This window comes from Pseudomonas sp. AC463, from assembly GCF_979253585.1.
In genome coordinates this window covers 83,070-105,198 of record NZ_CEEDDZ010000014.1, presented here as the reverse complement: position 1 = coordinate 105,198, position 22,129 = coordinate 83,070, and the positions used below count along the sequence as shown (strand labels likewise).

Annotated in this window: 22 protein-coding genes; 18 read left to right on the top strand and 4 right to left on the bottom strand. The window is 63.0% G+C overall.

The features are described from left to right. Window positions 1-83 precede the first annotated feature (83 nt). Both AC0IYH_RS18630 and AC0IYH_RS18625 read left to right on the top strand, forming a co-directional pair. Window positions 84-5,897 (top strand): Hpt domain-containing protein, encoded by a 5,814-nt coding sequence (locus AC0IYH_RS18630; protein WP_471835646.1) that lies wholly within the window; start codon window positions 84-86, stop codon window positions 5,895-5,897. Further along, complete coding sequence (locus tag AC0IYH_RS18625) at window positions 5,890-6,345, top strand: chemotaxis protein CheW (RefSeq protein WP_471835644.1); 456 nt, start codon at window positions 5,890-5,892, stop codon at window positions 6,343-6,345. Before AC0IYH_RS18630 ends, AC0IYH_RS18625 begins: the two co-directional genes overlap by 8 nt. A gap of 63 nt (window positions 6,346-6,408) precedes the next feature. Here AC0IYH_RS18625 and AC0IYH_RS18620 read toward each other — a convergent pair whose 3' ends face one another. Beyond that, a complete protein-coding gene (locus tag AC0IYH_RS18620; RefSeq protein WP_471835720.1) occupies window positions 6,409-6,696 on the bottom strand; it encodes a HigA family addiction module antitoxin in 288 nt (95 codons plus the stop codon). Window positions 6,697-7,150: 454 nt separating this feature from the next. Between AC0IYH_RS18620 and AC0IYH_RS18615 the strand changes: the two genes are divergently transcribed. The 13 genes from AC0IYH_RS18615 (at window position 7,151) to madM (ending at window position 16,673) form a co-directional block, all read left to right on the top strand. Further along, window positions 7,151-7,390 carry a DUF6124 family protein gene (locus tag AC0IYH_RS18615; RefSeq protein ID WP_116626816.1) on the top strand — a complete coding sequence of 80 codons (240 nt, stop codon included), beginning with the start codon at window positions 7,151-7,153 and terminating at the stop codon, window positions 7,388-7,390. Between the two features lie 61 nt (window positions 7,391-7,451). Further along, entirely contained in the window at window positions 7,452-8,081 is a 630-nt protein-coding gene (locus tag AC0IYH_RS18610) for a nucleotidyltransferase domain-containing protein (protein ID WP_471835642.1), read from the top strand. Next, window positions 8,044-8,478, top strand: coding sequence for a hypothetical protein (locus AC0IYH_RS18605; RefSeq protein WP_471835640.1), 435 nt, complete (start codon window positions 8,044-8,046; stop codon window positions 8,476-8,478). Before AC0IYH_RS18610 ends, AC0IYH_RS18605 begins: the two co-directional genes overlap by 38 nt. Before the next feature lie 234 nt (window positions 8,479-8,712). Continuing rightward, window positions 8,713-9,435: a hypothetical protein gene (locus AC0IYH_RS18600; RefSeq protein WP_471835638.1), complete on the top strand. Its 723-nt coding sequence runs from the start codon at window positions 8,713-8,715 to the stop codon at window positions 9,433-9,435. Window positions 9,436-9,555: 120 nt separating this feature from the next. Further along, on the top strand, window positions 9,556-11,226 hold the full coding sequence (gene mdcA, locus AC0IYH_RS18595; protein ID WP_471835637.1) for a malonate decarboxylase subunit alpha: 1,671 nt from the start codon (window positions 9,556-9,558) through the stop codon (window positions 11,224-11,226). Then, window positions 11,227-12,060: a triphosphoribosyl-dephospho-CoA synthase gene (locus tag AC0IYH_RS18590; protein WP_471835635.1), complete on the top strand. Its 834-nt coding sequence runs from the start codon at window positions 11,227-11,229 to the stop codon at window positions 12,058-12,060. It begins immediately after the preceding gene. Next, window positions 12,060-12,359 (top strand): malonate decarboxylase subunit delta, encoded by a 300-nt coding sequence (locus AC0IYH_RS18585; protein WP_015886328.1) that lies wholly within the window; start codon window positions 12,060-12,062, stop codon window positions 12,357-12,359. The genes AC0IYH_RS18590 and AC0IYH_RS18585 overlap by 1 nt, the downstream gene beginning before the upstream one ends. Beyond that, on the top strand, window positions 12,352-13,194 hold the full coding sequence (locus AC0IYH_RS18580) for a biotin-independent malonate decarboxylase subunit beta (RefSeq protein ID WP_471835633.1): 843 nt from the start codon (window positions 12,352-12,354) through the stop codon (window positions 13,192-13,194). The genes AC0IYH_RS18585 and AC0IYH_RS18580 overlap by 8 nt, the downstream gene beginning before the upstream one ends. Beyond that, window positions 13,191-13,949, top strand: a complete 759-nt coding sequence (gene mdcE / locus AC0IYH_RS18575; protein ID WP_116626809.1) for a biotin-independent malonate decarboxylase subunit gamma — start codon at window positions 13,191-13,193, stop codon at window positions 13,947-13,949. The genes AC0IYH_RS18580 and mdcE overlap by 4 nt, the downstream gene beginning before the upstream one ends. Further along, the gene (locus AC0IYH_RS18570; RefSeq protein ID WP_471835631.1) at window positions 13,943-14,539 is read left to right on the top strand and encodes a malonate decarboxylase holo-ACP synthase; all 597 of its coding nucleotides are present in this window, start codon (window positions 13,943-13,945) and stop codon (window positions 14,537-14,539) included. The genes mdcE and AC0IYH_RS18570 overlap by 7 nt, the downstream gene beginning before the upstream one ends. Next, window positions 14,536-15,435, top strand: a complete 900-nt coding sequence (gene mdcH, locus AC0IYH_RS18565; protein ID WP_471835629.1) for a malonate decarboxylase subunit epsilon — start codon at window positions 14,536-14,538, stop codon at window positions 15,433-15,435. The genes AC0IYH_RS18570 and mdcH overlap by 4 nt, the downstream gene beginning before the upstream one ends. 67 nt (window positions 15,436-15,502) lie before the next feature. Further along, window positions 15,503-15,907: a malonate transporter subunit MadL gene (gene madL, locus AC0IYH_RS18560; protein ID WP_110620266.1), complete on the top strand. Its 405-nt coding sequence runs from the start codon at window positions 15,503-15,505 to the stop codon at window positions 15,905-15,907. A gap of 1 nt (window position 15,908) precedes the next feature. Then, on the top strand, window positions 15,909-16,673 hold the full coding sequence (gene madM, locus AC0IYH_RS18555) for a malonate transporter subunit MadM (RefSeq protein WP_058426582.1): 765 nt from the start codon (window positions 15,909-15,911) through the stop codon (window positions 16,671-16,673). A 58-nt stretch (window positions 16,674-16,731) separates the two neighbouring features. Here madM and AC0IYH_RS18550 read toward each other — a convergent pair whose 3' ends face one another. After that, a complete protein-coding gene (locus tag AC0IYH_RS18550; RefSeq protein ID WP_122774623.1) occupies window positions 16,732-17,646 on the bottom strand; it encodes a LysR family transcriptional regulator in 915 nt (304 codons plus the stop codon). A gap of 144 nt (window positions 17,647-17,790) precedes the next feature. On the opposite strand from AC0IYH_RS18550, the gene trhA reads away from it, so the two are divergent. After that, window positions 17,791-18,408, top strand: a complete 618-nt coding sequence (gene trhA, locus AC0IYH_RS18545; RefSeq protein ID WP_101273387.1) for a PAQR family membrane homeostasis protein TrhA — start codon at window positions 17,791-17,793, stop codon at window positions 18,406-18,408. A gap of 73 nt (window positions 18,409-18,481) precedes the next feature. Here the strand turns inward: trhA and AC0IYH_RS18540 are convergent, their stop codons facing one another. Then, complete coding sequence (locus tag AC0IYH_RS18540) at window positions 18,482-19,201, bottom strand: 16S rRNA (uracil(1498)-N(3))-methyltransferase (RefSeq protein WP_471835626.1); 720 nt, start codon at window positions 19,199-19,201, stop codon at window positions 18,482-18,484. 31 nt (window positions 19,202-19,232) lie between these two features. Beyond that, window positions 19,233-20,639: an adenosylmethionine--8-amino-7-oxononanoate transaminase gene (locus AC0IYH_RS18535; RefSeq protein WP_471835625.1), complete on the bottom strand. Its 1,407-nt coding sequence runs from the start codon at window positions 20,637-20,639 to the stop codon at window positions 19,233-19,235. 273 nt (window positions 20,640-20,912) lie between these two features. Between AC0IYH_RS18535 and AC0IYH_RS18530 the strand changes: the two genes are divergently transcribed. Both AC0IYH_RS18530 and AC0IYH_RS18525 read left to right on the top strand, forming a co-directional pair. Further along, window positions 20,913-21,464, top strand: a complete 552-nt coding sequence (locus AC0IYH_RS18530; RefSeq protein ID WP_471835623.1) for a cytochrome b — start codon at window positions 20,913-20,915, stop codon at window positions 21,462-21,464. 32 nt (window positions 21,465-21,496) lie between these two features. After that, window positions 21,497-22,075: a YceI family protein gene (locus AC0IYH_RS18525; RefSeq protein ID WP_116626801.1), complete on the top strand. Its 579-nt coding sequence runs from the start codon at window positions 21,497-21,499 to the stop codon at window positions 22,073-22,075. Window positions 22,076-22,129: the final 54 nt, after the last annotated feature.

The following is a 22,129-nucleotide window of genomic DNA, read 5'->3' as shown; positions in this document are numbered from 1 at the left end:
GGGAGGGGGCAAGCCCCCTCCCACACTAGATCTCCATTGGCTTTTGAGATCCAAGCAACCCACGAATTCTAAGCGGAGCAGTTATGGTTGACCGGCACGACTACGTGGCCCTCGAATGGGTCAAGGGCGACATTGCCGACACCCTGAAACAGGCCCGTTCGGCGCTGGATGCGTTTGTCGAAACCGCCGACGGCGATGCGCTCGGCGAGTGCCTGGCCGGCATCCACCAGGTGCATGGCGCGCTGCAAATGGTCGAGTTCTACGGCGCGGCGCTGCTCGCCGAAGAGATCGAAGAACTGGCCCTGGCGCTCCAGGCCGGGCAAGTCAGCCAGCGCGACGAAAGCATTCGCCTGCTGCAACAGGCTCTCGGCCAATTGCCGCTGTACCTGGACCGCATCCACAGCGCGCGCCGTGACCTGCCGTTGGTGGTGTTGCCGCTGCTCAACGACCTGCGCAGTGCGCGTGGCGAAAGCCTGTTGTCGGAAACCAGCCTGTTCAGCCCGCAACTGCTGTCGATTGCTCCCTTGCCGGATGAGGCCTTGGCGCAACGCGCGCAGCCCGACCTGCACGAACAACTGCTGCAATGGCACCAACTGCTGCAACAGGCCCTGGCCGGGTTGCTGCGCGAAGACCACGGCCCGAGCAACCTGGAAGACATGGCGCGGGTCTTCGCGCGCCTCGAAGCCCTGTGCCAGGGCGCGCCACTGCTGCCCTTGTGGCAAGTCACCTCGGCGCTGGTCGAGGGCATGCTCACCGGCGTCATCGCCAACAGCCCGGCGCTGCGCAGCCTGCTCAAGGCCAGCGACAAGCAACTCAAACGCCTGCTGGCCCAAGGCATTGGCGGCATCAACCAGTCGGCGCCGGATGAGCTGCTCAAGAGCCTGCTGTTCTACGTCGCCAAAGTCACCCGGCCGACGCCGCGCATGCAAAGCCTCAAGGAACGCTATGGCCTGGACGAAGCCCTGCCCGACAGCGCCGTGGTCGATGCCGAACGCGCGCGCCTGGCCGGGCCGGACCGCAATGCCATGGGCTCGGTATTGGGTGCGTTGTGTGAAGAACTGGTGCGGGTTAAAGAGCGCCTCGACCTGTTCGTGCGCAGCGACCGCCAACACACCAGCGACCTCGACGCCTTGCTCGCGCCGCTGCGGCAGATTGCCGATACCCTGGCGGTATTGGGGTTCGGCCAGCCGCGCAAAGTCATCATCGACCAGCTCGCCGTGGTGCTGAGCCTGGCCCAGGGCCAACGCGAGCCGAATGACGCGGTGTTGATGGACGTTGCTGGCGCCTTGCTCTACGTCGAGGCGACCCTGGCCGGCATGGTCGGCACCGTCGAGCCGGAAAGCCGCGAAGAGAGCCGCCTGCCCACCACGGATTTAACCCAGATCCACCAACTGGTGATCCGCGAATCCTGCCAGTGCCTGCGCCAGGCCAAGGAACTGGTGATCGATTGCATCGAAGCCGACTGGGACCGCCAGCGCCTGGAATCCCTGCCGGAGCTGCTGAGCCAGGTGCGCGGCGCCCTCGCGATGATTCCGCTGCCCCGCGCCGCGAGCCTGATGCGCGGTTGCACCGATTATGTCGACGAACAGATGATGAGCCACGACAGCCCGCCCTCCGAGGCGCAGCTGGCGCATTTCGCCGACGTGATCAGCAGCCTGGAGTACTACCTGGAACGCATGCTCCAGGACCCCGACGCCGCCGGCGAACGGGTGCTGGAATTGGCGACCCAAGGCCTGGCCGCGCTCGGCTACCTGCCTGCCGAGAAACCCTGGCGCCAGGCCCTGGTAGCGCCGGACGGTGCACTCGCCACCGAAGAAGCGCCGAGCCAATCCCAATTCGACGCACTGGCCAGCCCCACCTCGCGCCTCAACCCGCCCGCGTTGCAGCGCCCCGGCAGCCTGCTGCCGCCGCCGGCCGATGAAGAACCCATCGACGACGAACTGCGCGAAGTCTTCCTCGAAGAAACCGACGAAGTGCTGGAGGTGCTGCACCGCCACCTGCCCAACAGCGCCGACAAAACTGCCCAGGGCGAAATGCGCCGCGCCTTCCACACCCTCAAGGGCAGTGGCCGCATGGTCCGCGCCCTGGTGCTGGCCGAGCTGGCCTGGGCTGTGGAAAACCTGCTCAACCGTGTGCTGGAACGCAGCGTCGCCCTCGGCGCCGAGGTGCAGCAGGTGCTGGACGAGGCCGTCGCGCTGCTGCCGGAGCTGATCGCCGATTTCGCCATCGACGACCAACGCCAGCGCGATGAAGTCGACGCCCTGGCCGCCCGTGCCCACGCCCTGGCCAGCGGCACAGCGGCCGCCGAACCCCATGACCCGATGCTGCTGGAGATCTTTCGCAACGAAGCCCAGAGCCATCTGGACAGCCTCAACCACTTCCTGCAACAGGCCGCCGAACACGTGCCGCTGCAAGTCAGCGATGAACTGCAACGCGCCCTGCACACCCTCAAGGGCAGCGCGTATATGGCCGGCGTGTTGCCGATCGCCGAACTGGCGCGCCCGCTGGACCACCTGACTCGCGAGTACAAGGCCCATCGCCTGCCGCTGGACCTGGACGAAGTGGAGTTGCTGCTGGAGGCCGAGGCCTTGTTCCAGCGTGGGCTGCGCCAGTTGGACAGCGACCCGCTGGTGCCGATAAAAGGCGCGGCGGACTTGATCGGCCGCACCCAGGCCCTGCTCGATCATCAGTTGCAAGCCATGCTCGACGCGCCGACCACCGGCCTGCGCATCAAGCGTGACCCGCAGCTGATCACCAACTTCCTGGCCCAGGGCATGGACATCCTGCTCGACGCCGAAAGCCTGTTGCGCCGCTGGCAGCAACACCCCGGCGAGCGCCAGGAACTCACCGCGCTGCTGGATGAATTGACCACCCTGGGGGAGGGCGCGCACATCGCCGACCTGCACCCCATCGATGAACTCTGTGAAGCCCTGCTAGACCTGTATGGCGCCGTGGAAGAAAGCAGCCTGGCGGTCAGCGAGCAGTTTTTCCATGAGGCCGAGCAGGCCCATGAAGCGCTGATCAGCATGCTCGACCAACTGGCTGCCGGGCAGGAAATCAACCCGGCGCCGGCACGCGTCGAGGCACTGCGCGAGCTGCTGGATGAAGCCCTCGACCCGTCGGCCACCGGCCTGATCAAAAGCGATGGCAGCCGCGCGCTGAGTATCTCGGAACTGGGCGCCGCCACCGCGCAGTTGGACCAGGAAACGAGCATGGACGACGAGATCGTCGAGATCTTCCTCGAAGAAGCAGTTGATATCCTCGACAGCGCCGGCCAGTCCCTCAAGCGCTGGTTGCTGGAGCCCGAGAACGCGGCGCCGTTGTCGTCACTGCAGCGCGATTTGCACACCCTCAAGGGCGGCGCGCGCATGGCCGAAATCGGCCCGGTGGGCGACCTGGCCCATGAGCTGGAATGCCTTTATGAAGGCCTGGTAGACCGCCGTTACAGCTACTCCACGGAGCTGTCCCAAGTGCTGATGGCCAGCCACGAACGGCTGGCTCTGCAACTGGAAGAACTGCAACACCACCAGCCCCTGAGCGACAGCGCCGAGCTGGTCGCCAAGCTGCGCGCGTTGCGCCAGAGCAGCACGCCGGCCGCGCCGGTTGCCGCACCGCCAGCCTCGGGCGCCGACCCTGAGTTGCTGGATATCTTCCTCGAAGAAGCCGCCGATATTCTCGACAGCTCCGGCGCCGCACTTCTGCGCTGGCAGGCCGAGCCGAACAATCGCCAGGAAGTCGAAACCTTGCTGCGCGACCTGCACACCCTCAAGGGTGGCGCGCGCATGGTCGAGATCGGGCCGATTGGCGACCTGGCCCATGAGTTGGAATTTCTCTACGAAGGTTTATCCGCCGGCTTGCTCGCGCCGTCCGCCGAGCTGTTTGCCCTGCTGCAAGGTTGCCATGACCGCCTGGCGCAGATGATCGACGCGGTAGCCGATGGCCTGCCGGTGGGCTCGGTGGACAAGCTGATCGAGCGCATCAAAAGCCTGGTGCATCCCAGCGCAGAGCCTGTAGCGCCGGTGGCCCTGCCGGCGGGCAAGGCTGAAGCGGCGGTGGACCCTGCCGCCGACATGGTGAAAATCTCCGCCGACTTGCTCGATGACCTGGTCAACCTGGCCGGCGAAACCTCGATCTTCCGCGGGCGTATCGAACAGCAGGTCAACGACGCGCGCATCGCCCTCACCGAGGTGGAAACCACCATCGAGCGGATGCGCGACCAACTGCGCCGTCTCGATACCGAAACCCAGGGCCGCATCCTCAGCCGCCAGCAGGCCGAGGCCGAGCGCCTGGGTTATGAAGAATTCGACCCGCTGGAAATGGACCGCCATTCGCAGTTGCAGCAGCTGTCCCGCGCGCTGTCCGAATCGGTCTCCGACCTGCTCGACCTCAAGGACACCCTCGACCGTCGCAATCAGGACGCCCACGACCTGTTGCAGCAACAGGCGCGCATCAACACCGAGCTGCAGGAAGGCCTGATGCGCACGCGCATGGTGCCGTTTGAACGCATGCTGCCACGGCTTAAACGCATCGTGCGCCAGGTGGCGCAGGAGCTGGGCAAGGACGTGGAATTCATCGTTGGCAATGCCGAGGGCGAGATGGACCGCAACGTGCTCGAACGCATGGCGGCGCCACTCGAACATATGCTGCGCAACGCCGTCGACCATGGCCTGGAATCCCGCGAAGCGCGGTTGGCGGCGGGCAAACCCGAGAAGGGCCGCATCAGCCTGGACCTGACCCACGAAGGCGGCGATATCGTCTTCGACATGCGCGACGACGGCGCCGGCGTGCCCCTCGATGCCGTGCGGCGCAAGGCGATCAAGCGCGGGCTGCTCGCGCCTGAGCAGGAGATCAGCGACCGCGACGTGTTGCAATTCATCCTGCAGCCGGGCTTTTCCACCGCAGAAAAAATCACCCAGATTTCCGGGCGCGGCGTGGGCATGGACGTGGTGCATGAAGAAGTGCGCCAGCTCGGCGGCTCGATGTTTATTGAGTCGACGCCGGGGGAGGGCGTGCACTTTCGTATTCGCCTGCCGTTCACCGTGTCGGTCAACCGCGCGCTGATGGTGCAATGCGCGGACGACCAATACGCGATCCCGCTCAACACCATCGAAGGCCTGGTGCGCGTGCTGCCCCATGAGCTGGCCGGGCACTATCAGCAAGACCCGCCGCGCTATGAATACGCCGGCCAGCGCTACGAATTGTTTTACCTGGGCGACCTGCTGCACACCGTCGGTCGGCCTAGATTATTGGGTCAATACCAACCCGTACCGGTGCTGCTGGTGCAATGCAACGAGCGGCGCGTGGCGATCCATGTGGATGCCATGGCCGGCACGCGGGAGATCGTGGTCAAGGGCCTGGGCCCGCAGTTTGCCGGAGTGCAGGGTTTGTCCGGGGCGACCATCCTCGGCGATGGCCGCGTGGTATTGATCATTGACCTGCTCGCGCATATTCGCGCGCGCCAACCGGCCTTGCCGGCGCAGCGGGTCGACGCGCCGTTGATCCTCAACGACCCACTGAAAAAGCGCCCGTTGCTGGTGCTGGTGGTCGACGACTCGGTGACCGTGCGCAAAGTCACCAGTCGCCTGCTGGAGCGCAACGGCATGAACGTGCTCACCGCCAAAGACGGCATCGACGCCATCGCCGTGCTCGAAGAACACACGCCGGACCTGATGCTGCTCGACATCGAAATGCCGCGCATGGACGGCTTTGAAGTGGCCACCCAAGTGCGCAACGACCCCCGGCTGATGCGCCTGCCGATCATCATGATCACCTCGCGCACCGGCCAGAAACACCGCGACCGCGCCATGGCCATCGGCGTCAACGAATACCTGGGCAAGCCGTACCAGGAGTCGGTGCTGCTGGACAGCATCGCCTATTGGAGCAAGTCCCATGCTTGACCACCGCACCAGCCAACTCACCGGCTTGCTGCTGCCCCTGGCTGATCGTCACCTGGTATTGCCCAACGTCGCCGTGGCCGAGTTGATCGACTTTCAACGCGGCGAACCGGCCAGCGATGCCCCGCCGTGGTATTTGCGGCAAGTGACCTGGCGCGATTGGCAAATCCCGCTGGTCAGCTTCGAAGCCGCCTGCGGCGAAGCCAGCGTCACCGGCGAGCGCTCGCGGATCGTGGTATTGAATGCGCTGGGCGGCCGCCCGACCTTGAAGTTCATTGCGCTGGTGATCCAGGGCATTCCCCGCTCGTACAAGCTCGACAGCGAATTGAGCTACGTGGACGTGCCGCTGTGCCCGCTGGAACTGGCGGCGGTGCAAGTGGGCGAGCATGTGGCGAAGGTGCCCGACCTCATGGGGCTCGAAGCCCTGCTGGTAGAGTCCGGCCTGGCCTGATCCTAAGCCTTGCAAAAATCCAGTGTGGGAGGGGGCTTGCCCCCTCCCACACTGATTCGTGCCTCAATCAATCCGCGCAAACCGCTCAATCACCGGCTGCTCCCGATGCTCGGCCTGCCACAAGTCATAGGCACTTTGCATCGACAGCCATAGCCGCGCAGTACTCACGCCAGCCCGTTCAAGCCTCACGGCCAGATCCGGGCTGACCGGTGCACGGCCATGCAAAATCCTTGAAAAAGTCTCACGGGCGAAACCAAGGCGTCGTGCCATTTCGGTGATGGTGATGCCCAAGGCAGGGACCACATCCTCAAGCAGGATTTCGCCGGGGTGAGGTGGGTTGTGCATACCCATACTGGGTTTGGCGATTGAATTCATGCTGGCCGCTCGTACCGAGATTCGGACCGAAAAGGCTAGAGAGGCCGGTTCCGAGCAACAACCTGAAAACCCTGTCGGAATATTCTCTGTGATGAACACGCTTTGAGGGCGCTTCGGATTTTTCCTGCAGGATTTTGGGCTGTGCATGAACTTGTCGCGGGCAGTCGGGGCGCCTAGTCTTTGTTCCGTCATCGGAAAAAACGGTGACACGGACGTGCAAGTCCGACGAAACTGTTTAGGCGTACAAACGCCCAGCCAACCAACGGGCGTTTTTTGTGCTCGCTGCTTTATGGCGGCTGCGCGCAGGAGGTCTTCGGACCTGCTGGGTGTCCTAAACAGGCCCGGTCTTGCACACCTGCGCACGGTCGCCACCCTCATTTGCGTGCAAGCGAACGGTGGCGCTCCTTACTGACTGTTTAGGAGTTTCATCATGATCAAACCTACCCCTAATCCGCCCCTCTTCACCGTAAACCCTCATCAGGACAGCGAAACCCTGCTGGTCAACGCCAGCGAAACCCTGTCCTCCCTCAACGCACTCACCTGCAACCTAGCCTTCGACCTGGACACCTCCCAGCGCGCAATCATGCTTGGGATCCAGCAAATGGCGGAGTTGGGGCAGTTACTGGTGGATAGAGCGCTCGAACAGATTTCCCCCGCGCCGGCGCCTTAAAACTTGATCGTTCCCAAAAAGGGACCTATCGTTCCCTTTTTGGGACTTATCGGCCATCGCCATGCACACCTTGCCCCTCAGCACTGCGCTCTTCACAGTCACCCAGCAAAAAGTCCTGGGCTTGCTGTTTGCCAAGCCCGAGCAGAGCTTCTTCACCAATGAAATCGCACGCTGGGCTCAAGTGGGAAAAGGCAGCCTCACACGCGAGCTGGAGCGGTTGCAGTTGGCGGGCATCTTGACCATGAGCCGTCAGGGCAACCAGATCCACTATCAAGCCAACCCTGAATGCCCGATCTACTCGGAATTGCTGGCCATCGTGCGCAAGACGCTGAGCCTGGATGAACCCTTGCGCACTGCACTGGCACCCTTCGCCGCGCAGCTGACTTGGGCTTTTATCTACGGCTCCATTGCCAAGGGCGAGGCGCACTCATCCAGTGACATAGATCTGATGCTGATCGGCGAAAGCCTCAACTACAGTGAAGTCATGGAGCAGCTCATGCCGCTGGAAGAGCAACTGGGCCGCACCATCAACCCGACGCTTTACACCCCGGCAGACTGGATCGGCAAATGGAATGCCGGGAACAGTTTTGTGCAGCGGGTCGTGCAGCAGGACAAGATCAACCTGATGGGGGCCAACCCCCTGGAATCCACGGATGGACAACAAGGTAAACTTGGAGAATCTGCAACGTAGTGGCGGCCTGAAGACTGAGCCTGCGGATCGCAAGGAATGTGATGGGCTGATGCGTTCAGCCCGGGACCGCTTGAGGGATGCGGGTAATTCACAACTATCGTTCGCCAGCCGTTTCGACCTGGCTTACAACGCCGCCCATGCCATCGCCCTCACGGCCTTGCGCCTGCGAGGCTACCGCTCTGACAAACGCTATCTGGTTTTTCAATGCCTGCTTCACACCACTAACGCAAGCAAGGTGGAAGTGAGGCTATTGGCGCTGTGTCATGAGCGCCGGAACCTGGCGGAATATGAGGGGTATATGGATGAAGACGACGCGATGTTGGGGCAGTTGATGGGTAGCGCGACGGCTCTGCTGAGCCAAGTGGAAGGCCTGTTAGCTGATCATGAATGGACATAACGCAGTTTTTTCTAACACCACATGAACAAATGTGGGAGGGGGCTTGCCCCCGATGGCGGACTGCCAGTTGATGCAGCTGCACCTGACCCACCACCATCGGGAGCAAGCCCCCTCCCACAGGTAATTTGTTCTGTATTGGAAAACTGCCACCCATCATGCCGCCCCTTGCCACCGTAAAGATCCCCACCCCACTGCCGATAGCGAGGGGAGTTTTTCGACAGAAGTATCGACGCAATGTGGCTTTTGGACGGGTTTGCCTGGCTGTACAACCTCAATAGTTTTACCGGCGTGCTGCTGATGTGGTTTGCGGTGCTGGTGCTCACGGCGGCAGTGACCATGAACGTGCAGTCCAACCGCGGCAAGCTGTGGGGCTTCATGATTACCTCGGCCGGCGCGGTGTTTATTCTGGTGTATCTGGAAAGCCTGAATCTCATCGGCGCGGAACAGGCTATCAAAGGCGTAATGAGCAATTTCGTGGTCATGACCCTGGGTGGGCTCGGTTCAGGCCTGCTGGCCGTGGCGATAACCGAGAAGCCGACCGCGGATGAAGAAACACAGGCCCGAAGGTTCATCCGGGATCGCCTGCTGGATGCCCTGGAATATGCCTTCGTATTTTTCGCAATTTGTTCGCTCACCCTGCTTGCGTTTGGCCTGCTGTTTAACTGGCTGGGCTTTCCTCCCATCGATGAACATGACCTGCTAAGCCTGCTGATCGTGTGCCTCGGCGCACTGCTGGGCTACGCGATCGCCTCCCGTGTCAGCCGCTTGAAAAATTGGGAGCAACTGGGTGCCGGCGCGCTGGTGGCGCTGCTCTTGCTGCTGCTGCCGGTTTACGCGCAAGCCCTGGCAGGCCTGTGGGATTGGAGCGCGCCGGCAGTGCTGGGGCTGCACGTTTTTGCGGCATTGGCGCTGCTTCGGACCATCTGGTTCCATCGCCTCGAATGGCGCAACGCCTGAATCCCCGTGTTCATTGAGCCATCATTAACCTGGGCGTAACAGTCCAACGCCCAGCTTGATTGATGCCCCTCGCTTTCACTCCTAAGGTAAGCCCACGACAGCAAACCCCGTGGAGCGACCATGACAACAACAACTACCCCCGACTCGCGCTGGACGCGGCGGCGCGACGAGAAGCAGCGGCGCCTCGGGCTGGTCAAAAAATACGCAGACGGGGCCGTGCTGCCCAGCGACAAAATCGTCGAAGCCCTGGAAGCGCTGATCCTCCCCGGCGACCGCGTGGTGCTGGAGGGCAACAACCAGAAACAAGCCGACTTCCTCTCGCGCTCCCTGGCCAAGGCCGACCCGGCCAAGCTCCACGATTTGCACATGATCATGCCCAGTGTCGGGCGTTCCGAGCACTTGGACCTGTTTGAAAAGGGCATCGCCCGCAAGCTGGATTTCTCCTTCGCCGGCACCCAATCCCTGCGCATCAGCCAGCTGCTGGAAGACGGCCTGCTGGAAATCGGCGCGATCCACACCTACATCGAACTCTATGCGCGGCTGGTGGTGGACTTGATCCCCAACGTGGTGCTCTCCGCCGGCTTCATGGCCGACCGCGCCGGCAATATCTACACCGGCGCCAGCACCGAAGACACCCCGGCGTTGATCGAGCCCGCCGCCTTCAGCGACGGCATCGTCATCGTGCAGGTCAACCAGTTGGTGGATGACGTCACCGATTTGCCTCGCGTCGACATCCCGGCAAGCTGGGTGGATTTTGTGGTGGTGGCCGACAAGCCGTTCTACATCGAACCGCTGTTCACCCGCGACCCGCGCCATATCAAGCCGGTACACGTGCTGATGGCGATGATGGCGATCCGTGGCATCTACGAAAAACACAATGTGCAGTCGCTCAACCACGGCATTGGTTTCAACACCGCTGCTATTGAATTGATCCTGCCCACCTACGGCGAATCCCTCGGCCTCAAGGGCAAGATCTGCCGTAACTGGACCCTCAACCCGCACCCCACGCTGATCCCCGCGATTGAGAGCGGCTGGGTCGAAAGCGTGCATTGCTTCGGCACCGAGCTGGGCATGGAAAACTACATCGCCGCGCGCCCGGATGTGTTCTTCACCGGCCGCGACGGCTCGATGCGTTCCAACCGCATGTTCTGCCAACTCGCCGGCCAGTACGCCGTGGACCTGTTTATCGGCGCCACCCTGCAAGTGGACGGCGACGGCCACTCCAGCACCGTGACCCGGGGCCGCCTCGCCGGTTTCGGCGGCGCGCCGAACATGGGCCACGACCCGCGCGGCCGTCGCCATGGCACCCCGGCGTGGCTGGATATGCGCCACGACGATGCACCAGAGGCGCTGCTGGAGCGCGGTAAAAAACTCGTCGTGCAAATGGTCGAGACCTTCCAGGAAGGCGGCAAACCCACCTTCGTCGACACCCTCGACGCCGTGGAAGTCGCACGCAAAAGCGGCATGCCGCTGGCACCGATCATGATCTACGGCGACGACGTGACCCACCTGCTCACCGAAGAAGGCATCGCCTACCTGTACAAGGCGCGCTCCCTGGAAGAACGCCAGGCGATGATCGCCGCCGTCGCCGGGGTCACCGCCATCGGCATGCGCCACAACCCCAAGGACACCGCGCGCATGCGCCGCGAAGGCTTGATCGCCTTGCCCGAAGACCTCGGCATCCGCCGCACCGACGCCACCCGCGAGCTGCTGGCCGCCAAGAGCGTGGCCGATCTGGTGGACTGGTCCGGCGGCCTGTACAACCCGCCCGCCAAATTCAGGAGCTGGTAAATGCGCGCCCTTAAATTGCATGAACTGAGCCTGGCCGATCGCCTGGCGGATATGGCCGTCGACGCGTTGATCGATGAGGCTGACCTGTCGCCCAAGCCTGCCCTGGTGGACCGACGTGGCAACGGCGCCCACAGCGATTTGCACCTGGGCCTGATGCACGCCTCGGCGCTGTCGCTGTGGCCGATGTTCAAGGAAATGGCCGAAGCGGCGCTTGAATTCGGTGAAGTCGGCTTGCCCCTGCGCGAGGCCCTCGGCCGCATCGGCCGTGAAGGCGAGCAAGCGATGCTCGCCACCACCGGCGGGGTGAACACCCATCGCGGCGCAATCTGGGCCCTCGGTTTGCTCACCGCTGCGGCGGCTTTGGAACCCCGCGCTATCACGCTGACCGCCGCCCGGCTGGCCTTGCTCAATGACCGCTACGCCCCGCAACCCCTGAGCCACGGCGCCCAGGTCGCGCAACGCTACGGCGCACGCGGCGCCCGTGAAGAAGCGCAGCTCGGCTTCCCCTCGGTGATGCAACGCGGCCTGCCGCGACTGCGCAAAAGCCGCGAGCAAAACGCCGGCGAACAGAACGCGCGCCTGGATGCCTTGCTCGCGATCATGACCGACCTGGCCGACACCTGCGTGCTCTATCGCGCCGGCACCGAAGGCCTGCAAGCCATGCAGCAGGGCGCCCAAGCCGTGCTCGACGCCGGCGGCAGCGCCACGCTCGCCGGCCGCCGCCAACTGCACGCGCTGGACCAGCAACTGCTGGCCCTGAATGCCTCCCCCGGCGGCGCCGCCGACCTGTTGGCCGCCTGCCTGTTTATCGACCGCCTCGACGGAGCGCTGTGATGGAAACCTTATCCTTTGAATTCCCCGCCGGGCAGCCGCCCAAAGGCCGTGCGCTGGTGGGGTGCGTCGGCTCCGGCGACCTCGAAGTGCTGCTGGAACCGGGCACGCCCGGCACGCTGACCATCCAGGTGCAAACCTCGGTGAATGGCGCCGAGCAACGCTGGCAGCATCTGTTCGAACGCATCTTCCAGGAGCAGACGCCGCCGGCCTTGAACATTGATATCCACGATTTCGGCGCCACCCCCGGCGTGGTGCGTTTGCGCCTGGAGCAGGGTTTCGAGGAGATCGGCCATGACTGACTTGCTGAGCAAACACAGCTTTGTCGAACTCGCTGCACGCCAGCGCGCCAAGTCGTTGTTGGACGCCGACACTTATCGCGAACTGATCGACCCGTTCCAACGCGTGATGTCGCCGTGGCTCAGCCGCCAGGGCGTGGTGCCGCAAGCCGATGACGGCGTGGTGATCGCCAAGGGCAGCATCGCCGGTTTGCCGGTGGTGGTGGCGGCGATTGAAGGCAACTTCCAGGGTGGCAGCCTCGGGGAAGTGGGCGGCGCGAAAATCGCCGGTGCCCTGGAACTGGCGGCCGAAGACAACCGCAACGGCATTCCGACCCGCGCCGTGTTGCTGCTGGAAACCGGCGGTGTGCGGTTGCAGGAAGCCAACCTGGGCCTGGCGGCGATTGCCGATATCCATGCGGCGATTGTCGACCTGCGCCAGTATCAGCCGGTGATCGGTGTGGTGGCGGGCAGCGTCGGTTGCTTTGGCGGCATGTCCATCGCGGCCGGGTTGTGCAGTTACCTCGTCGTTACCCGTGAAGCGCGCTTGGGGCTGAACGGCCCGCAAGTGATCGAACAGGAAGCCGGCCTGGAAGAATACGACTCCCGCGACCGGCCTTTCATCTGGAGCCTTACCGGCGGTGAGCAGCGTTTCAATAGCAGCTTGGCCGACCGGTATGTGGCGGATGATGTGGCGCAGATTCAGCAGACGATTACGGCGTTATTGCAGCAAGGCCTGCCCGCTCGGCAACGCAGCCAACAGGCCGACTATTACCTCGCGCGCTTGAGCGAGCTGGACGCCACGCCGCAAATCGACCCGGCCACGGTTCGCGATCTGTATCAGGGAGAACGCTCATGAGAGGCTTGCAATGGTTTAACGCATTGAGCGCCGGTGCCACGCCTGTGGAAGGCTTGCCGGCCTCGCTGAAAGTCGCCGACGGTGAACTGGGGCGTTTTATCGCCGTGGTCACCGACGCACAAAACCGCTTCCCGCGTGCGCGCAATGGCGAAGTTGGCCTGCTGGAAGGCTGGGGCCTGGCCAAGGCGGTGGATGAAGCCATCGCCCGTGGCGACAAGCGCCCGATCATCGCCATTGTCGATGTGCCGAGCCAAGCCTATGGCCGTCGTGAAGAAGCCCTCGGCATCCACCAGGCCCTGGCCGCCGCCGCTGACAGCTACGCCCGCGCCCGGTTGGCAGGGCACCCGGTGATTGCACTGCTGGTGGGCAAGGCCATGTCCGGTGCGTTCCTCGCCCACGGCTACCAGGCCAACCGCCTGATCGCCCTGCGCGACCCCGGTGTGATGGTGCACGCCATGGGCAAGGCGTCGGCCGCGCGGGTGACCCTGCGCAGCGTCGAGGAGCTGGAAGCCCTGGCCGCCAGCGTGCCGCCGATGGCCTATGACATCGACAGCTATGCCAGCCTCGGCCTGCTGTGGGAAACCTTGTCGGTCAGCCAGATTGAGCAGCCGACGCCGGACGACGTGGCACGGGTTCGCGAGTGCCTGGTGAGTGCGATCAAGGACATCGCCAGCACCGACTTGAGCGGGCGTCTCGGCGCGACCAATCGCGCCGCGTCCAGCCATGTACGCCAACTGCTGCGGGCGCAATGGTGAACGCCCACGATTTGCTCTGGGGCATGACCCCGGCGCATCTGCCTGCCGACGCACCCGCCTGGGCGGTGGACGCGCTCAGCGCCGGCCACCCGGTGGTGGTGCGCCGCGCCGTCGCCAAGCCTGGTTATGTGGCGGTCGGCGTGCGCGGGCGGTTGCGTGAGCAGCGCTTTGCGGCAGTGATGCCTGTAGCGGCCGTGCTGCGGCGTGTGATTCCGGAGGCGCTCGGCAGCGTCGTCTCGCCTCGGGATTTGCCTGCCTTGCAGGCATTGGCTCAACTGCGTGCGGTGCTGGCACAGGAAGCCTGGGGCGTCACTGGCAGTGCAGGTTTTGAGTTGGCCACTGGCATTGAAGCGCTGCATGCCCAGAGCGATCTGGATTTGATCCTGCGCGCGCCGCAGCCGATGACCCGCGTGGATGCCGAAGATCTTTTGGCGATGCTTGATACGGCGCCGTGTGCCGTGGACCTTCAACTACAAACCCCGTTTGGCGCCGTCGCCCTGCGCGAATGGGCAAGCGGTTCCCGTCGCGTACTGTTGAAAACCTCCAGCGGCGCGCACCTGGTACTCGACCCCTGGCAGGCCGTGGCATGAGCAGCCTGCTGGTGTTTCCGGGGCAGGGCGCCCAGCGCACGGGGATGCTCCAGGCGCTGCCGGCCGCTGTGCTGGACGAAGCCAGCGATGCCTTGGGCGAAGACGTGCGCGCCCTGGATACCGCCCAAGCGCTAGCCAACACTCGGGCTGTTCAGCTCTGCCTGTTGATTGCCGGTGTGGCACATGCGCGGCTGTTGGAACACATCCCGGATTATGTCGCGGGCCTGTCCATCGGCGCCTACCCGGCGGCGGTGATCGCCGGTGCGCTGGGCTTTGGCGACGCGATCAAACTCGTCAGCCTGCGCGGCGAGCTGATGCAAAATGCTTATCCACAAGGCTTTGGCATGACCGCGCTGATCGGCCCGGAGTTATCCACCGTCGAGCAACTGCTGGCCGACATCCACAGCCCCGACACCCCGGTGTACCTGGCCAATATCAACGCCGATAACCAGACCGTGATCGCTGGCAGTGACGCGGCCATGCAGCAGGTCGCGCAACGCATCAAAGGCAACGGCATCGCCAGGCGCCTGGCCGTGAGCGTGCCGTCCCACTGCGCGCTGCTGGAAGAACCGGCCCAGGCATTGGCGGATGCGTTCGTTGCACTCAAAGCCCCGCGCATCACCTACCTGAGCAGCACTCGCGCGCGGCCTATCCACAACCCTGAGCAGCTGCGCGACGACCTGGCCTTTAACATGTGCCGCATCGTCGACTGGCGCGGCACCGTGCAAAGCGCCTACGAGCGCGGCGTGCGCCTGCAAATCGAACTGCCCCCGGGCGCCGTGCTCACCGGGCTGTCGCGCCGGGTGTTTGAACAAGGCACGGTGATCGCCTGCGAAGGCGCGCGCCTGGACACCTTGCAGGCCTTGCTGCAAGAGGAGGGTCGCCGCCACCGATAAAGCACCACCCAAGGCTTTCGAAGCACAAAAACAACAATTTCGATCGAGCACTTTGAGGACAACAACAATGATTATTTACGGTGTGGCATTGCTGGCGATCTGCACGCTCGCAGGCGTGATCATGGGCGACATGCTTGGCGTGTTGCTGGGGGTCAAATCCAACGTGGGCGGGGTGGGCATCGCCATGATCCTGCTGATCTGCGCGCGCTTGTGGATGCAAAAACGCGGCGGCATGACCAAGGAATGCGAGATGGGCGTGGGCTTCTGGGGCGCCATGTACATCCCGGTGGTGGTCGCCATGGCGGCGCAGCAAAACGTGGTCACGGCCCTGCACGGCGGGCCGGTGGCGGTACTCGCGGCCATTGGTTCGGTGGTGGTGTGTGGCTGCACCATTGCGCTCATCAGCCGTACGCATAAGGGCGAGCCCTTGCCCGCCGAAGAGCCGCTGATCGTTCCAGTGGGAGGCCGCTGATATGTGGGACCTCATCGAAAAAGGCTTGGAACATAACGGCCTGATCACCGCGTTTGCCTTTGTGGGCGTGGTGATGTGGATTTCTGTGGTGCTGTCCAAGCGCCTCACGTTCGGGCGCATCCATGGTTCGGCGATTGCCATCGTGATCGGCCTGGTGCTGGCCTGGGTCGGCGGCACGATCACCGGCGGGCAAAAGGGCCTGGCCGACCTGGCGTTGTTCTCCGGCATCGGCCTGATGGGCGGCGCCATGTTGCGTGACTTTGCCATCGTCGCCACGGCGTTCGAGGTGCAAGCCACCGAAGCGCGCAAAGCCGGGATGATCGGCGTGATTGCCTTGCTGCTCGGCACCATCCTGCCGTTTATCGTCGGCGCGAGCATGGCCTGGGTGTTTGGTTATCGCGATGCAATCAGCATGACCACCATCGGCGCCGGTGCCGTGACTTACATCGTTGGGCCGGTGACCGGCGCGGCGATTGGCGCGACCTCGGATGTGATGGCGCTGTCGATTGCCACGGGGTTGATCAAGGCGATTCTGGTGATGGTCGGCACGCCGGTGGCGGCGCGCTGGATGGGCTTGGATAACCCGCGTTCGGCGATGGTGTTTGGTGGGTTGGCCGGGACGGTGAGTGGGGTGACGGCGGGGCTGGCGGCGACGGATCGGCGGTTGGTGCCTTATGGTGCTCTGACGGCTACGTTCCATACCGGGCTTGGGTGTTTGCTGGGGCCTTCGTTGTTGTACTTCATTGTGCGGGGGCTGGTGGGCTAGCTTTGGGCGTTGTGTTGGCTGGTAGGGCCTCATCGGGGGCAAGCCCCCGATGACGGTCTCAGGCCTGCCGATTGGCGTACATCCGACATTCAGCCAACAAAGCGAGCAAATTCGGATCCCGCTCCTTGGCCTTCAAAAACACCACCCCAATGTGCTGCTGCAACCGGTACCTGGCTTGCAGCGGTATCAGCTTCACGCGGTTCTCGTACACCGCCGCAATTCGCCCCGGCAGCAACGCATAACCCACCCCCGAGCTGACCATGCTCAGCAGCGTGAAAATGTCATTCACCTGCATCGCCACCTTCGGTTCGAACCCCGCCTGCTTGAACACTCGGTTGCCGTCCTGGTGGGTGGCGAAGCCCTGGGTGAGGGTGATGAAGGTGGCGTCGCGCACGTCGGCCAGGTCGATTTCCTGTTCGCGGTCGAAGGGTGAATCCGCCGGTGTGGCGAGGAAGATATCGTCGGAGAACAGCGCTATCTGCTCGCAGTCCGGGTCGTTGGCGTGCTCGTCGAGGGAGATGAGGATCGCGTCCACTTCCATGTTCTTGAGCTTGTAGAGCAGGTCGAAATTGGAGCCGAGGATCAGGTCGATATTGAGTTCGCTGCGGCGGATCTTTAGGCCCATGATCAGCTGCGGCACGGTCTTGACCGTGAGCGAATACAACGAGCCGAGCTTGAAGCGCTCGGCGGAAAAGCCGGCGGCTTCGCGCGTGAGGCGCACGCTGTCGACCACATCGGCGACCAGTTTCTGCGCGCGCTCTTCGAGTACGTAGGCGCTTTCCAGCGGGGTGAGGTTGCGCCCTTCGTGTTTGAACAGCGGGCAGCGCAGGGCGTTTTCCAGCGAGTGGATGGCGCGGTGCACGCTGACGTTGCTGGTTTGCAGCTCGGCGGCGGCGCGGGCCAGGTTGCCGGTGCGCATGAACGCCAGGAAGATTTCCAGTTTCTTGAGGGTGAATTCTTCGTCGATCAGCATGGCCGTGGCTCTTGTTCGAATGCCGTCGATTGTGCCCGCAAAACCACGCGGCGTCGCCGGAACGTCACACGCCGCTTGCACTCTGATGCGCAAGGCCGGAGGCTTACCGGCCGGTTCTCAAGGGTTACAGGAGGTCAGTGGCAGATGTATCACGGGGAACGATTCAACGCCTGGAGCCATTTGCTCGGGGCGGTTGCGGCCTGTATTGGCGCGGTCTGGATGTTGGTGGTGGCGAGCCTGGACGGCAGCCCCTGGAAGATTGTCAGCGTGGCGATCTACGGCTTTACCTTGATGGTGCTGTACAGCGCGTCCACCGTTTACCACAGCGTTCGCGGGCGGCGAAAAGAGATCATGCAGAAGGTCGATCACTTTTCGATCTACCTGCTGATCGCCGGCAGCTACACGCCGTTTTGCCTGGTGACGCTACGCGGGCCATGGGGCTGGACGCTGTTCGGGATTGTGTGGGGGCTGGCGGTGATCGGCATCCTGCAGGAGATCAAGCCGCGCTCGGAGGCGCGCATCCTGTCGATCGTGATCTACGCGGTGATGGGCTGGATCGTGCTGGTGGCGGTCAAGCCGCTGCTCGCCGCGCTGGGTACGGCGGGGTTTACGTGGCTGGCGTCGGGCGGGGTGTTGTACACCGTGGGCATCATCTTTTTTGCCCTGGAGGACCGGTTGCGCCACTCCCACGGGATCTGGCATTTGTTTGTGATCGGCGGCAGTTTGCTGCATTTTGTGGCGATCATGCATTACGTGCTGTAACAGACAACTCGGTCAAAATGTGGGAGGGGGTTTGCCCCCTCCCACATTTTGATTGGGTTTGCAAAGAGAGGGGTTAGAAGTCGCCCCAGAGCTGTTGGGCGACGGCCAACGCCACTACGGGTGCGGTTTCGGTGCGCAGTACGCGCGGCCCGAGGCGCGCAGCATGGAAACCGGCGTCCTGGGCAGTTTCGACTTCCCCATCGGTCAAGCCACCTTCGGGCCCGATCAGGAACGCCAGGCTCGCTGGCTTGGCATGGCTGACCATCGGTTCGGCCACGGGGTGCAGCACCAGCTTCAGATCCGCTTCGGCCTGCTTCAGCCAGTCCGCCAACAGCAGCGGTGGATGAATCACCGGCACCGTCGAACGCCCGCATTGCTCGCACGCGCTGATCGCCACCTGGCGCCAGTGCAGCAGGCGTTTGTCGGCGCGTTCGTCTTTGAGGCGCACTTCGCAGCGGTCACTGAAAATCGGCGTGATTTCGTTCACGCCCAATTCAGTGGCTTTCTGGATCGCCCAGTCCATGCGCTCGCCCCGGGACAGGCCCTGGCCGAGGTGGATGTGCAGCGGCGAATCGGTTTGGCCGGGGAAGCTCTCAGTCAGTTGCACGCTGACGCGCTTTTTACCGACTTCCAGCAAGCTGCCGCGAAACTCCTGGCCGGAGCCGTCGAACAGTTGCACGGCATCGCCTTCGCTCATGCGCAACACACGGCTGATGTAGTGCGCCTGGGCTTCGGGCAACTCAAAGTCGCCAATGCTCAGCGGGGTGTCGGTGAAAAAGCGGGACAGTCTCATTTCTGTTCTCTGGAAAAAATGTTGTGGGCAATCAACCCGGATCACGGAAGCCTGGGTGAAAATCTTCTGGCACGGCGACGCTGACTTTGCTGTTGGTGGCGATATCAATGCCTTCACTGGCCACTTCAGCCAGGAAGTCGATCTGCTCCGGAGTAATCACATACGGCGGCAGGAAATACACCACGCTGCCCAACGGGCGCAACAGCGCGCCGCGTTCCAGGGCGTGCTCGAACACCTTGAGGCCACGGCGTTCCTGCCACGGGTAGGCGGTTTTGGTGGCTTTGTCCTGGACCATCTCGATGGCCAGCACCATGCCGGTCTGGCGCACTTCCGACACGTGGGGGTGGTCCACCAGGTGCGCGGTGGCGGTGGCCATGCGCTGGGCCAGGGCCTTGTTGTTTTCGATCACGTTGTCTTCTTCGAAGATATCCAGCGTCGCCAACGCCGCCGCGCACGCCAGCGGGTTACCGGTGTAGCTGTGGGAATGCAGGAAGGCGCGCAGGGTGGGGTAGTCGTCGTAGAAGGCGTCGTAGACATCATCGGTGGTGACCACCGCCGCCAGCGGCAGGTAGCCGCCGGTGAGGGCCTTGGACAGGCACAGGAAGTCCGGGCGGATGCCGGCTTGCTCGCAGGCGAACATGCTGCCGGTGCGGCCGAAGCCCACGGCGATTTCGTCGTGGATCAGGTGCACGCCGTAGCGGTCGCAGGCTTCACGCAACAGCTTGAGGTACACCGGGTGGTACATGCGCATGCCGCCGGCGCCCTGGATCAGCGGTTCGACGATCACGGCGGCGACGGTGGCGTGGTTCTCGGCCAGGGTCTGTTCCATGGCCAGGAACATGTTGCGCGAGTGTTCTTCCCAGCTCATGCCGTCGGGGCGCAGGTAGCAATCCGGGCTCGGCACCTTGATGGTGTCCAGCAGCAGCGCCTTGTAGGTCTCGGTAAACAGCGGTACGTCGCCCACCGACATCGCGGCGATGGTTTCGCCGTGGTAGCTGTTGGTCAGCGTCACAAAGCGCTTTTTGTTCGCCAGGCCACGGTTGAGCCAGTAGTGGAAGCTCATCTTCAGCGCGACTTCAATGCACGACGAGCCGTTGTCGGCGTAGAAGCAGCGGGTCAGGCCCTCGGGCGTCATGGCAACCAGGCGCTCGGACAGCTCGATCACCGGCTGGTGGCTGAAACCGGCGAGGATCACGTGTTCCAGCTGATCAACCTGGTCCTTGATGCGTTGGTTGATGCGCGGGTTGGCGTGGCCAAACACGTTGACCCACCAGGAGCTCACGGCGTCGAGGTAGCGCTTGCCTTCGAAGTCTTCCAGCCACACGCCTTCGCCGCGTTTGATCGGGACCAGCGGCAGTTGCTGGTGGTCTTTCATCTGGGTGCAGGGATGCCACAGCACCGCGAGGTCGCGTTGCATCCACTGGTTGTTCAAGCCCATCGGTGATCTCCTCGAAGCGGTCCCGCGACTGGCGCAGGTAAAACAGTCGCGCAAGCCTATGCAATGGGCGGCTGTGTCACAACCCATTACGGATGAATTGGCGGTAAACGCAGGACGGTCTGTCACGTTTCTCAGGAATAGTCCTTAATCCATCGTTAACGTACTGTGCATACTCTCAAGATCGTATTTCTCGATATTTCAAAGCGAAATTTTCGGCTTTAATTCGATAGGTAAATCGCTAGTCTTGGGCACAGTTCTTATAGGATCTTAGGAATGCAGCTACAGAACTCTCCGTCCCGCTATGGTTGGATAAGCGTTATTTTGCACTGGGGCGTGGCCTTGGTGGTGTTCGGTCTGTTTGCCCTAGGCTTGTGGATGGTCGGTCTCGACTACTACAGCGCCTGGCGCAAAGAAGCGCCCGACCTGCACAAGAGCATTGGCATCACGCTGTTCGCCATCATGCTGGTGCGGATTGTCTGGCGCCTGATCAGCCCGCCGCCACCGCCGCTGGCCACTTACAGCCGCATGACCCGTATCGGTGCCGCGTTTGGCCACGCGTTCCTCTATGTTGGGCTGTTTGCCGTGATGATCGCCGGTTACCTGATTTCCACCGCAGACGGTGTCGGTATCCCGGTGTTTGGCCTGTTTGAAATTCCTGCCGTGGTTGCCGGGCTACCGGACCAGGCAGACAACGCAGGCCTGGTGCATCTGTACCTGGCCTGGGTATTGGTGGTCTTCGCCGGTTTGCACGGCGTGGCTGCGCTGAAACACCACTTTATCGATCGTGATGCGACCCTCACGCGAATGCTGGGGCGCAAAGCCTGATGTTCAACCTCGACTCACAAGGAATAGAAAGCATGTTGAAAAAGACACTCGCTGCTCTGGCACTCGGTACTGCCCTGCTGTCCGCAGGCCAAGTGATGGCCGCTGACTACAAGATCGACAAGGAAGGCCAGCACGCCTTCATCGACTGGAAAATCAGCCACCTGGGCTACAGCTTCATCCACGGTACCTTCAAGGACTGGGATGGTTCGTTCAGCTGGGATGCCGCCAAGCCTGAAGCCAGCAAAATCGCCGTCGACGTGAAAACCGCCAGCCTGTGGTCCAACCACGCTGAGCGTGACAAGCACATCGCCAGCAAGGACTTCCTGGACGTCGCCAAGTTTGCCGATGCCAAGTTCGTTTCCACTGCCGTTAAATCCACCGGCGAAAAAACCGCTGACGTGACCGGCGACCTGACCTTCCACGGCGTCACCAAGCCAGTGGTGTTCAAGGCCACTTTCAACGGTGAAGGCAAGGATCCATGGGGCGGCGAACGTGCTGGCTTCAACGCCAAGACCACGCTTAACCTGAATGACTTCGGCATCAAAGGCCCAGGCCCGTCCTCGCAGACTGTGGACCTGGACATCTCGCTGGAAGGTGTGAAAGCGAAGTAATTTTCGCCGCGCACAAAAAAACCGGATCGCGAGATCCGGTTTTTTTATGCCTGC